Source organism: Corynebacterium bovis DSM 20582 = CIP 54.80 (genome assembly GCF_030408615.1).
GTDB lineage: Bacteria > Actinomycetota > Actinomycetes > Mycobacteriales > Mycobacteriaceae > Corynebacterium > Corynebacterium bovis.
In genome coordinates this window covers 1,435,586-1,448,021 of sequence record NZ_CP047187.1, presented here as the reverse complement: position 1 = coordinate 1,448,021, position 12,436 = coordinate 1,435,586, and the positions used below count along the sequence as shown (strand labels likewise).

The 12,436-nt window shown below is 73.7% G+C and carries 10 protein-coding genes; 2 read left to right on the top strand and 8 right to left on the bottom strand.

The features are described 5' to 3' along the window. Window positions 1-4: 4 nt before the first annotated feature. Window positions 5-919 (bottom strand): LysR family transcriptional regulator, encoded by a 915-nt coding sequence (locus CBOVI_RS05795; protein ID WP_010270478.1) that lies wholly within the window; start codon window positions 917-919, stop codon window positions 5-7. 128 nt (window positions 920-1,047) lie between these two features. Between CBOVI_RS05795 and CBOVI_RS05790 the strand changes: the two genes are divergently transcribed. Together CBOVI_RS05790 and CBOVI_RS05785 are read left to right on the top strand one after the other, a co-directional pair. Continuing rightward, window positions 1,048-2,055, top strand: coding sequence for an MBL fold metallo-hydrolase (locus CBOVI_RS05790; RefSeq protein ID WP_010270474.1), 1,008 nt, complete (start codon window positions 1,048-1,050; stop codon window positions 2,053-2,055). Continuing rightward, a complete protein-coding gene (locus CBOVI_RS05785; RefSeq protein WP_125186358.1) occupies window positions 2,052-3,392 on the top strand; it encodes an MFS transporter in 1,341 nt (446 codons plus the stop codon). Before CBOVI_RS05790 ends, CBOVI_RS05785 begins: the two co-directional genes overlap by 4 nt. Window positions 3,393-3,489: 97 nt before the next feature. On the opposite strand, the gene CBOVI_RS05780 is transcribed toward CBOVI_RS05785, so the two are convergent. The 7 genes from CBOVI_RS05780 to tatC all read right to left on the bottom strand — a co-directional run bounded on the left by CBOVI_RS05780 (window position 3,490) and on the right by tatC (window position 12,400). Next, the gene (locus CBOVI_RS05780) at window positions 3,490-4,296 is read right to left on the bottom strand and encodes a polyprenol monophosphomannose synthase (RefSeq protein WP_010265461.1); all 807 of its coding nucleotides are present in this window, start codon (window positions 4,294-4,296) and stop codon (window positions 3,490-3,492) included. Window positions 4,297-4,308: 12 nt separating this feature from the next. After that, window positions 4,309-5,982, bottom strand: a complete 1,674-nt coding sequence (gene lnt, locus CBOVI_RS05775; RefSeq protein ID WP_010265463.1) for an apolipoprotein N-acyltransferase — start codon at window positions 5,980-5,982, stop codon at window positions 4,309-4,311. Then, window positions 5,979-6,533 (bottom strand): FxsA family protein, encoded by a 555-nt coding sequence (locus tag CBOVI_RS05770; RefSeq protein ID WP_125187411.1) that lies wholly within the window; start codon window positions 6,531-6,533, stop codon window positions 5,979-5,981. Before CBOVI_RS05770 ends, lnt begins: the two co-directional genes overlap by 4 nt. Before the next feature lie 162 nt (window positions 6,534-6,695). Continuing rightward, window positions 6,696-7,454, bottom strand: coding sequence for an SDR family NAD(P)-dependent oxidoreductase (locus CBOVI_RS05765; protein ID WP_010267409.1), 759 nt, complete (start codon window positions 7,452-7,454; stop codon window positions 6,696-6,698). Further along, a complete protein-coding gene (locus CBOVI_RS05760; protein ID WP_010267411.1) occupies window positions 7,451-8,584 on the bottom strand; it encodes a M24 family metallopeptidase in 1,134 nt (377 codons plus the stop codon). The genes CBOVI_RS05765 and CBOVI_RS05760 overlap by 4 nt, the downstream gene beginning before the upstream one ends. Window positions 8,585-8,610: 26 nt before the next feature. Then, on the bottom strand, window positions 8,611-11,385 hold the full coding sequence (locus CBOVI_RS05755; RefSeq protein ID WP_010267414.1) for a DEAD/DEAH box helicase: 2,775 nt from the start codon (window positions 11,383-11,385) through the stop codon (window positions 8,611-8,613). Continuing rightward, window positions 11,375-12,400, bottom strand: coding sequence for a twin-arginine translocase subunit TatC (gene tatC / locus CBOVI_RS05750; RefSeq protein WP_373419190.1), 1,026 nt, complete (start codon window positions 12,398-12,400; stop codon window positions 11,375-11,377). Before tatC ends, CBOVI_RS05755 begins: the two co-directional genes overlap by 11 nt. Between the last annotated feature and the right edge of the window lie 36 nt (window positions 12,401-12,436).

The following is a 12,436-nucleotide window of genomic DNA, read 5'->3' as shown; positions in this document are numbered from 1 at the left end:
GTCATCACGGGGACGACGGGAGCCCGCGCACGACGGCGACCGTCTCCGTCACCGCGCGGGTGGGACGACGCCGCGGGTCCGTGACCGCCACCAGCGCGTTCCGGTGCTCCGCACCGACGAGCGGGACGTAGGCGACCCGCCGCCCGTCGAAGGTCTCCGCCGTGCCCGGCACCGTGCTGACGAGGGTGAAGCCGAGGCCCCGGCCGACCATCGCCCGGACCGTCTCCTGGTTCACCGACGTCCACCGCACGTCCGGCGCGGGCCCGTGCTGCTCCAGCAGCGTCGTGAGCAGGCGGGTCGTCGGCGACAGCGCGGGGAGGATGACGGGCAGGCCGGCGAGCTCGGTCACCGTCACCCCGCGGCGGCCGGCGAGCGGGTGGTCCGCCGGGAGGACGGCGTGGAGCGAGACCTCGCCGATGCGGTGCACCGCGAGGTCACGGGTCAGCTGACGGTGGTAGCAGAACCCGACGTCCACCTCGCCCGTGAGGACGCGGTCCTCCAGCTCACCCGGGGTGAGTTCCGCGATGCGCGTCCGCAGCCGCGGGTGCCGGTCGCGGAGCGCCTCGAGCAGCGGCGGGAACACCCGGGGCGACAGGGTCATCGACGCGCCGACGACGAGCTCGCCGGTGAGGTCCGCGGTGGGGTCGCCGTCCGGGCCCCGCGCGGCGGCCCCCGCCTCGTCCGCGAGGTCGAGGATGGGGCGCAGGCGGTCGGCGAACCGGAGACCGGCGGCCGTGGGCGTCGCCGGCCGCGCCCGGCCCCGCACGAGGAGCTGCACCCCGAGGGCCGACTCGAGCTGGGCGACGGCCATCGACAACGCCCCCTGGGAGAGGTGCTCCTCCCGGGCCGCGGCCGACACCGAGCCGTGGTCGACCACCGCCAGGAAGTACCTGGCCTGTCGCAGCGTCCAGTCCGACATCACATTCCTTGATCGTCGACATCAACTAATTGCTGCACCTGTGAAGTGTAATCTGGATCATACTGCGGGCCGCGGGGGAATACTGGCCGGAACATCAGTCACGTTCACCGGACCGGAAGGGGTCGCTGATGATCCAGCCACACGTCATCACCCTCGGCACGGCAGGCGGGCCCAAGGTGTGGACCGACTGCCCCGGACGCACCGGCATCTCCACCGCCGTCGTCGTCGGGGACCGCCACTACGTCGTCGACGCCGGCTACGGCACCGGCCAGCAGATGGCCGCCGCCGGCCTCGACCCCGCCCGGTGGGGCGGCCTGTTCATCACCCACCTGCACTCCGACCACGTCGCGGACCTCCCCGCCCTCATGCTCTTCAGCCCGTACCACCTCGCGGACCGCATCGACCGGCCCGTGCCCGTCATCGGGCCCGGCGACCGCGGCGTGCTCCCCGAGGTGTCGCCCCACGCGGACACCCCACCGCGCCCCGCCGCCCCGGACCGTCCGACCCCGGGCGTCGTCGGGCTCATGGAGAGGACCGTCGAGGCCTTCGCCACCGACCTCAACGACCGCATCCTCGACTCCCTCCGGCCGAACCCCCTCGACCTGTTCAGCCCGCAGGAGATCACCGTCCCCGGCGACGTCGGCTACGACCCGAACCACACCCCCTCCCCGGCGATGGAACCCTGGACCGTCTTCGAGGACGACCGGGTGCGGGTCACGACGATCCTCGTCGAACACCCGCCCATCGCCCCCGCCTTCGCGTTCCGCTTCGACACCGACGAGGGGTCCGTGACGATCTCCGGCGACACCTGCGAGACCGCCAACACCGTCCGGCTCGCCCGGGACACCGACCTCCTCCTCCACGAGGCCATCGACTTCGAATGGGTCGAGGAGCTCTACGCCGGGCGCACCGGCCCCCTCGCCGAGGCCTCCCGCCTCCACCACTACAAGTCCCACACCTCCGTCGAGGGCGCCTGCCGCGTCGCCCGGGAGGCCGGGGCCCGGCACCTCGCCCTCCACCACCTCGTCCCCGGGGCCGTCGACCACGACCCCTGGTCGCGGGGTGCCGACCTCTTCCCCGGCGCCTTCTCCGTCCCCCGGGACCTCGACACGATCACCTTCGGAGCACGGTCATGACCACCGCAGCAGCACCCGCAGTCCCCCCTGTCCCCACCGGGCCCGCCGGCCCCGCGACCCCGACGCTCACGCGGGGACAGCACCGCCGCATCCTGGCGTCGAGCTTCATCGGGACCATGATCGAGTACTACGACTTCGTCCTCTACGCGACGTGCGCCTCGATCGTCTTCAACAAGATCTTCTTCACCAACCTCTCCCCCGGCATGGCGCTGTTCGCCTCCTTCGCCTCCCTCGCCGTCGGGTACTTCCTCCGGCCGGTCGGCGGCGTCTTCTTCGGCCACTTCGGCGACCGGCTCGGCCGCAAGAAGATGCTCGTCATCACGCTCATGGCGATGGGGACCGTCACCCTCGCCATCGGGTTCCTGCCCACCCAGGCCCAGATCGGCCTGTGGGCGCCCCTCCTCCTCATCCTCATGCGCATGGTCCAGGGCTTCGCCGTCGGCGGCGAGTGGGGCGGGGCGATGCTCATGACCCTCGAACACGCGCCGCGGGGCAAGCGGGGCTTCGCGGCGGCGTTCGCCGAGGCCGGGGGCCCGGCCGGCGCGATCTCCGCGACCCTCATGCTCTCCCTCATGACGTGGATCGCCGGCGACGGGTTCCTCTCCTGGGGCTGGCGGGTGCCGTTCCTGCTGTCCTTCGTGCTCGTCGTCGCCTGCCTCGTCATCCGGGCGAAGGTCGCCGAGTCGCCCGTGTTCGAGTCCCTCGCCGAGAAGACCGAGAAGCGGAAGTTCCCCCTCACCGACCTGCTCCGCAACCACATGCCCCGCGTCCTCGTCACGTTCGCCGCGTCGCTGAGCCCCTACGTGACGCAGGCCCTCGTCACGGTGTGGGGGGTGTCGATGGCCGTCGAGGCCGGCGAACCCCGGGGCACGATCCTCAACTGGAAGGCCGCCGGTGCCGCCCTCACCCTCGTCACGACGCTGCTCGCGGCCCGCATCTCCGACCGCATCGGGCGCCGGAAGATGCTCGGCGTCGCCGGCGTCAGCGGCGTCGTCCTCGCCCTGCCGCTGACGATGCTGCTCGGCCAGGGGTCCGTCACCGGCTTCGCCGTCGCCGTGCTCGTCGGCACCGGCGTCATCCAGGGCATGCTCTTCGGCACCCTCGCCTCCTACATCGGCGAGATGTTCCCGCCGGCGGTGCGCTACACCGGCTCGTCCGTCTCGTACCAGACGGCGGCCTCCGTCGGCGGCGGGTTGACCCCGATGATCGCGGCGTCACTCATGCTCGTCCAGCCCGGTGGACTGTGGTGGGTCGGGGTGTTCTGGGCCGCGGTCTGCGCGGTGAGCACCGCGGCCGTCGTCCTCTACCGGGGAGGGCCCGCCGACGAGGACCGCTGAGCGCGGCCCGGTCGGCGGGGGCACCGTGCCGGGCGCGGCCCGGTCGGCGGGGGCTGCCCCGGGCCGGGGGCCTGCCCCGTGCCCGGGGGGGCACGGGTCAGGAGGCGAAGTGGTGCCGGACCGTCTTCACGCCGAGGTCCCAGAACGCCCCGGTGATGTCACGGATCTGGCGGGCCCGGTGCCGGACGCCCCACACCGTGACCTTCGTCATCGCCTCGGAGACGATGTTGCCGCTCATCTTCGACTCGCCGATCTCACGCTCGGTGAACGTGATCGGCACCTCGCGGACGTCGAACGCCTCCTCCACGGCCCGCCACGCGAGGTCGACCTGGAAGACGTACCCGGCGGAGTCCACCGCGTCGAGGTCGATCCCCTCGAGGACCTCGCGGCGGTACGCACGGTAGCCGCCCGTGATGTCGTGGATCCCCGCGCCGAGGGCGATCGCGATGTACGCGTTGCCGCCCTTCGAGAGGAACTGCCGGCTCACCGGCCAGTTGACGGTCCGGCCGCCCTTGACGTACCGGGACCCCATGACGAGGTCCGCCCCGGCGTCGATCTCGTCGAGAAGGAGGTGCAGCTGCTCCGGGGCGTGGGAGCCGTCCGCGTCCATCTCGCAGACGACGTCGTACCCCCGGTCGAGGGCCCAGTGGAAGCCGGCGATGTACGCGCCGCCGAGCCCGCCCTTGCCCTCGCGGTGCATGACGTGGACGTGGTCGTCCGCCGCGGACAGCGCGTCGGCGACGTCACCGGTGCCGTCGGGGCTGTTGTCGTCGACGACGAGGATGTCGACCCGCTCGGGCTCCGAGGTCCGGACGCGGTCGACGATCAGGGGGAGGTTCTCCTTCTCGTTGAACGTCGGGATGATGACCAGCGTGTGATCGCTGGGCCGGGTATTAGCTTCCACCTTCAGTCACCTTCAGTCGTTGTTCCTCGCGCCCGCGGTGCGGCGCGCTCTCGCCGGTCGTGAACCCGTCCGTGCCGGGCGTGCCGTCCGCCGCGGTCGCCCCGTGCGCGCCGAGGCGCGCCGCGAGGACACCCCGGCGGCTCCGGCCACGACGACCGCTCCGAGTCCGAGGGCGGCGAGGGCATACTCGACCCCCGGCCCGACCCGCGCAGACAGGGTGACAGTACCACCGGGGGCGCCCGGGTCCGGAAGCGGGAGGTCCGCCTGGAGCACCGCCCCGCGGAAGATCTCCGACCGCTGGGCGACCGTGCCGTCCGGCTCGACGATCGCCGAGACACCCGACGTCGCCGCGACGACGACGGCCCGGTCGTACTCGACCGCCCGCATCCGGCTCATCGCGAGCTGCTGGTAGGTCATGTCCGTGAACCCGAACGTCGCGTTGTTCGTCGGCACGGCGAGGAGCTGGGCCCCGGCGGTGACCGCGTCGCGGAACGCACCGTCGAACGCCACCTCGTAACACGTCGCGACACCGACGTCGACGCCCGCCATGCCGACCACGCCGTCGTCGTCCCCCGGCGTGAAGTTCCCCGCCCGGTCCACGTAGGGACTCACCTTCCGCAGCAGGTCCCGGAACGGCATGTACTCCCCGAACGGCTGGAGGTACCGCTTCGAGTGCGTGTCCGCCGGGCCGGTCCCGTCCGGGTTCCACACCACCATCGTGTTCTTCGGCCCGACGTCGTCCCGCGACAGGGTGCCGACGAGGATCGGGGCGCCGACGTCCGCGGCGGCCCCGTCGATGAGCGCGGCGGCCGTCGGGTCGGAGAACGGGCTGACGTCCGACGAGTTCTCCGGCCAGATGACGATGTCCGGCTGCGGGGCCTCCCCGGCGCGCACCCGGTCGGCGAGCTCCCGGGTCCGCCGTACGTGGTTGTCGAGCACCGCCCGCCGCTGCTGGGCGAAGTCCAGGCCGAGCTGGGGGACGTTGCCCTGGATCGCGGCGACGTTCACCGTCCGGGGCGCTCCGTCGTCACCCCCGGAGTCCCCCGTGCCCGTGCTGTTGACCCCGGGCACCGCCACCGCCCCGAGCAGCAGACCCCCGCCGAGGGCGACGACGACCGGCACGCCCCCGGCCACCCACCGCCGCTCGACGAGGGTGAGCACCCCCAGACCCGCCACGACCAGCATGAACGTGACGAGCGCGGGGCCGGCGACGGAGACCCACGGGGTGATCGGGCCCCCGACCTGCCCCCAGGCCATCCTCCCCCACGGGAACCCGCCGAACGGCCACGTCGACCGGAACCACTCGACGGCGACGAACCACGCCGCGGTGACGACGACGACCGGCCCGCGCCGGCGCCCGGACCGCCACCACGGCACGAGCGCGGCGAGGCCGAGACCCAGCACCGCGCTGTACAGCGACTCGACGACCGCGAGGGCGATCCACGCCGACGCGCCGACGAACTCGCCGATCCACGGCAGGAGCAGCAGGTACGTCACGAGCCCCTGCACCCACGTCAGCCACACGACCCCGCGGACACTCCGGCTGCGCAGCACCACCCACATGAGCAGCGCGACACCCGGCACCCCGGCCCACCACATCCCCGTCGGCTGGTAGGTCGCGAACACCGCCAGGCCCGCGCCCGCGGCGAGGAGGGTGTGGGCGAGGACGCGGCGCAGGGCCGTCACCGGTCGAACTCGTCGTCGCGGTGGTCGATGATCTCGCCCCACCCCGGCGGGCGTCCGCCGCGGGCACCCCGCCCGGGGGCCGTCGCGGAGCCGCCCCGTCGGGCGGACGGGCCGGCGGCGGTGTCCGCGCCGCGTCCCCCGGTGCCGTCGGCGGCGCCGCGCATCCCGAACCCGGTGACGGTGGCGAACGACGACCCGCCGAACCGTTCGAGGCGACGCCGCACCGCGGAGCCGAGCAGCCGGCGGACACCGGCGCGCGTCCACGGGACGATGAGCACGAGCCCGAGGACCGTCGTCACCACCCCCGGCAGCGCGACCCCGACCGAGCCGACGAGCAGCAACGCCGCATCCGCCGTGATGGCCCCCGGGTGGCGCGTGTCCCGCAGCGCCCGGCGGGCGACGGCGCGGAACTGCCGGGCCGCGAGCACGACGCCGAGGACGAAGAGGCCGACGAGGAGAAGCACCGTCCAGCCGACGCCGATCCACGACGTGAGCAGCACGAACGCGAGAATCTCGACGACGACGTAGACGAGCAGGGGGACGAGGGGCATGGTGTGGGGCGCTCCTGACGTTGGGGGGCTGGGGCCGGCGGGGTGCCGGTCACCCGGGCACACCCTGTCAACGGCCGCCGGTGGGTGTGTGTTCCGCCGCCGTCGCCGCGGGGCCGGGGCGGGGGTGCCGGGGTCGCCCCCGGGCACGGGGGTCAGCGGGGGTCAGCGGGGGGCCCGCCGCCAGAGCCACCGGGGGACGACGTGCGTCACCGCGGCGAGCACGCCGAGGCGGGCGGGGATCCACACCGCGTCGGCGCGCACCCCGCCGGGGCGGCCCAGCGCCCGGACGGTGGCGTCGGCGACCTGCGCGGGCGTCGACGACATCGGGGCGGGCGTCATCCCCGCGGTCATCCGGCCGACGACGAACCCCGGCCGGACGAGGAGCAGCCGCACCCCGGTGCCCGCCAGGGCGTCCTGCATCCCCTGGCAGAAGCCGTCGAGCCCCGCCTTCGCCGAGCCGTAGACGTAGTTCGGGCGGCGCACCCGCGCCCCGGCGACGGACGAGAACGCGACGAGCGTCCCGCGGCCCCGGCGGCGCATCCGGGCGGCGAGCAGCGTGAGCAGGACCGCCTGCGCCGTGAAGTCCGTGTGGAGGATCCGCTCCACCTCCGCCGGGTCGCTCTCGGCGGCCTCCTGGTCACCGAGGACGCCGAAGGCGGCCACGGCGGTGTCGACCGCTCCCCCGGCCTCGATCCGGTCGACGACCTCCTCCTGCGCCGGGCAGTCCGCCGCGTCGAAGAACACCGTCTCCACCTCGGCCGCGCCCGCCGCGAGGAGCCGGGCGCGCAGGTCGGCGAGGGCCTCGGGGCGGCGGGCGGCGAGGACCACGCTGTTGCCGCGGCCGTCGTCGTCCGTGGCGAGGCGCACGGCGATCTCGCCGCCGATCTCGCTCGTCGCCCCGAACAGCGCGATGCGGCTCACCGGCCGGCCCCCGTCGCCGCGCCGCCCTCCGCGGGCACGTGCACGAGGTCGTGCGTGGTGACGTTGAGCTGCTCGTGGCCGTCGGCGGTGAGGACGATGATGTCCTCGATCCGCGCGCCCCACGACCCCGGGACGTAGAGCCCCGGCTCGACGGAGAAGGCCATGGACTCCTCGAGCACGAGGTCGTTGCCCTCGATGATGAACGGCTCCTCGTGACCGGACAGGCCGATGCCGTGCCCGGTGCGGTGGATGACGTACTCCCCGTACCCGGCCTCGTCGATGACCTGCCGCACCGCCCGGTCCACCTCCTGGGCCGTGACCCCGGGGCGGGCGACGTCGAGCCCCCGCTGCTGGGCGGCCTGGAGGACCGCGTACATCTCCCGCTGCCGGTCGTCCGGCTCCCCGACGACGTAGGTCCGGGTGCAGTCGGAGTGGTAGCCGGTGTCGAGGGTCCCGCCGATGTCGACGACGACGACGTCGCCGTCACGGATGACCCGGTCGGAGTGGTCGTGGTGCGGGTCGGCACCGTGTGGCCCGGAGCCGACGATGATGAAGTCGACGCTGCGGTGCTCCGCGAGGATGAGGGCCTCGAGTTCGGCGGCGACCTCGTTCTCCGTGACGCCGGCCCGCAGGATCGCGGGGACCTGGCGGTGGACCTCGTCGATGGCGTGAGCCGCCCGGCGGAGCTCCCCGATCTCCGCCTCCTCCTTGCGCATGAACACGTCGCGCAGGACCGTCGTCGCGTTGACCGGCCGCAGGCCCCGGTCCATGAGGAGCGTGAGGTGGTCGGCCGTCGTCGACGCGCTGACGGCGACGTCGCCCGCCGGGACGAGCGCGTACGGGTCCTCCCCGTCCGACCAGCCGACGACGTCGACGCCGATCGCGCCGGCGACCGACGACCGCATGTCCGCGGCGTCGACCGCCGGGACGACCATGACGCGGCGTCCGGGGGTGACGACGAGCCCGGCGAAGCGCTCGTGCGTCGCGATCCGGGAGTCGAGCAGGTACTCGAGGTCCGGGCCGGGCGTGATGAGGGCGCCGTCGAGACCGCGGCTCTCCACGAGGTCGGCGACGCGGTCGAGACGGGACCGGAAGGTCTCCGGGGGGAAGATGCTGCTGCGTTCGCTCATGGCCCCCGATGCTACCCGGCGGGGTGTCACGCCCCGACGGCGACGACCCCCCGGTTGAGCGCCCGCGCCGCGGCGCGCGCACCGGCGCGGACCTCGTCCGAGTACCCGGTCTGGGTGATCTGGCTGAGCAGGTCGGTGACCCGCCGGCACCACCGGACGAAGTCGCCGGGCGTCATCGGGGCGCCCGCCGCCTCCGCCGCCCGGAGGCAGTAGTCCAGCGGCGCCCCGGCGGTCCACTGGTGCAGTGCCGCGGCGAACGCCGGCTCCGGGGGCCGGGTGACCGGGAGGCGGTGGCGTTCCTCGTCGCTCGTGAGCTCGCGGTGGATCCGGATGACGTCCTCCACGGCCGCGGTGAGCGGCTCGGTGGGCAGGCCGGGCCCGGCCCCGGCGACGGGGACCTCGCGGCGGATCTCGAACACGCACGTGCTCACCGCGGCGGCGAGTTCCGCCGGGTCGAGGTGGTCCCACACGCCGCGCCGGAGGCACTGGGCGACGAGGAGGTCCGACTCGTGGTGCACGCGGGCGAGCCGCTGCCCCTCGACGGTGACCGCGGTGTCCGGCCCGCGGCCGTCGACGTAGTCGAGTTCGCGGAGGAGGTCGAGGATGCGGTCGAAGGTCCGGCCGAGGGTGTCGGCGTCCGGCCCGGCCTCGCCGAGTTCGTGGTCGAGCCGGCGGCGGGCCTTGAGCAGCTGCGTCGCCGGGGCCACGAGCTGCTCCCGGTCGGGCCAGGCGTGCACCGGGTGGGTGTGGACCCGGTCGCGGAGGTCGGACGCCGCCCGGGTCGAGCCGCGGGCCGTGACCTTGAGCGACCGCGGCTTGTCGACGTGCTGCCGGCGCAGGGTCGCGGCGACTGACCGGGCGAGCCGGCGCGGCGACTTCTGCGCGCCCCGCGGCAGGGCCATGTGGCCGACCGCGAGGGGGACGTTCCGGAAGACGTCGGCACTGACCGGACCGCACCAGCCGTCCTCGGTGACGATCCACGGCCGGGGGTCGCGGCGGTTGCCGTCGGGCCGGACGACGACGGCGACGTCCGGGTCGCGGCCCGTGGGCAGGACGATGATGTCCCCGAACCCCCGGTCGGCGAGCATCGCCGTGGTCTCCGCGCGGCGCTCGTCCCCGGCCGTGCGCTTCGCCCGCCGTTCCTCGTGGCTGAGCAGCCGGCGGAGCTCGGCGTAGTCGAGCAGCTCCTCGACGGCGTCGGTGCCGTCCACCGCCGGCGGGGCGACGCGGCCGACGGCCGCCTCGAGGGCCCGCCGCGCCTCGTCTAGGTCCCGCCGCCGGCGCTCGACCTGCTCCGCGCGCTCCACGACCGTGCCGTCGATCTGGTACTGGGCGAAGGAGCGTTCGAGGATCCGGTGGGCGTCGTCGTACCCCTTCGTCGCGATGAGGTTGACGGCCATGTTGTAGCCGGGGCGGAACGTCGAGTCCAGGGGGTACGACCGGGTCGAGGCGAGGTCCGCGACCGCGTAGGGGTCCATCCCCGGCGACCACAGGACGACGGCGTGGCCGACGGTGTCGGTCCCCCGTCGCCCCGCCCGCCCGGTGAGCTGGGTGTACTGGGCCGGGGTGAGGTCGACGTGCGCCTCGCCGTTGTACTTCACCAGCTTCTCGAGGACGACGCTGCGCGCCGGCATGTTGATGCCCAGCGCGAGGGTCTCCGTCGCGAAGCACACCTTCACGAGGCCCCGGGAGAACAGGTCCTCGACGATGTGCCGGAAGGCCGGGAGCATCCCCGCGTGGTGGGCGGCGAACCCGTGGGACAGGGCCCGCCGCCACTGCCGGAACCCGAGGATCCCGAGGTCCTCCCGGCCGATGCCGTCCACGCCGGCGTCGACGGTACGCAGGATCTCCTCCCGCTGCTCCGGGGTGACGAGGTCGATGCGGTCGACGAGCAGCTGCCGGACCGCGCCGTCGCAGCCCGCCCGCGAGAAGATGAAGTAGATCGCCGGGAGCATGCCGTCGCCGCGGAGGCGCATGACGGCGTCGGACCGCTTCGTCCCCCGCCGGCGGCCCTGCTTCTCCGCCGTGGCCGCCGCCGCGACGGCCGCGCGGTTGACCGCGCCGAGATCGTCGGTGTCCCCCGTGAACAGCGGCAGGACCCGCGTGCCGACCATGAGGTGCTGGTGCAGCGGCACCGGCCGGTGGGTGGTGACGACGATGTCCGTGTCCCCGCGGACCGTGCGGAGCCAGCCGCCGAACTCCTCGGCGTTGCTCACCGTCGCCGAGAGGGACACGAGGAGGACCCGGGGGTCGAGGGTGAGGATCGCCTCCTCCCACACCGGTCCGCGGGAACGGTCGGCGAGGAAGTGGACCTCGTCCATGACGACGTGGGTCAGGGAGTCCAGCCGCGGGGAGCCGGAGTAGATCATGTTGCGGAGGACCTCGGTCGTCATGACGACGACGGGGGCGTCACCGTTGACCGACACGTCACCGGTGAGGAGCCCGACGTCCGCCTCCCCGTAGCGGGCGACGAGGTCGTGGTACTTCTGGTTGCTCAGCGCCTTGATCGGGGTGGTGTAGAAGCACGTGCCGCCGTGGCGCAGCGCGGTGAACACCGCGAACTCCCCCACCACGGTCTTCCCCGCGCCCGTCGGCGCGCACACGAGGACGCTCCGGCCCGCGTCGACCGCCTCGACGGCCTCGACCTGGAACGCGTCGAGGGGGAAACCGTAGTGCTCACGGAACGCGGCCACCGTGGGAGCGGTCGCCGCGGCGTCCGGGGACGGGGACGTCGGCGGGGTGGTCGGGGCGTCCGGGTCGGGGTCCGGGGGTCCGGAGGCGTGCGGGGTCTCAGAGGACATCGTCGAAGTACCCGTCGTCGGGGGTGTGGGGTCCGGTGGTGCCGGTGCCCGTGGGGCCGGCGGGGCCGGTCGTCGCGGGGCCGGTGGCGGTGGGGCGGGGTGCCGGGGCCGGCGCCGGTGACGGGGCGACCGGGGCGGCGGCCTCGACCGGGGAGGCCTCGGTGTCGTCGAGGTCGAGCCAGCCCTGGACCTTCCGCTTGCGGCGGCGGTCGTTGACGTGCGCGAACTGGGTCGCCGTCTCCATCATGAGGCACAGCGCGAGGGCCAGCACGATCATGGAGAACGGGTCCTGCCCCGGGGTCGCGAACGCCGCGAAGATGAACATCACCGTGATGATGTAGCGCCGCTTGCTGCGGAGCTGCTCGTACGACAGGATGCCGGCGAGGTTGAGCATCGCCGTGATGAGCGGGACCTCGAAGCTTACCCCGAAGATGAGCAGCAGGTGGAGGGCGAAGCTGAAGTACTTCTCACCCGTCAGCGCCGCGATCTGCGCCTTGTCGCCGATGGTGAGGAGGAACTCCAGGCCGTACGCGAGGATGAAGTACGCGAGGACCGCACCGGCGGTGAACAGGAGGGTCGCGAGGACGACGAAGGAGAGCGTCCACCGGCGCTCGTTCTTCTTCAGCCCGGGGGTGATGAACCCCCAGATCTGGGTGAGCCACACCGGGGAGGAGAACACCGCGCCGGCGAGCGCGCCGACCTTGAGCCGGAGGATGAACATCTCGAACGGGCTCGTCGCCAGCAGGCGGCAGTCACCCGACGAGCTGCCGAACCGCTGCTCGGCCGGGACGCTGCAGTACGGGGCGGTGAGGATCTCGGCGAGGCTCGGCACCGGGCCGACGCGCGTCGAGTACCAGATGTAGCCGAGGATGGTCCCGACCGCGAGCGCGGCGAGGGAGATGAGCAGCCGTCGCCGGAACTCCTTGACGTGCTCGACGAGGGACATCGTCCCATCCGGGGACCGCTTCCGCCGCCGCGGCAGGCGGACCCTCCTCTGGCCGGGTGCAGTGCTCATCGTTGGCTATCAGGCCTCATCGGTGTCGTCGGTGGC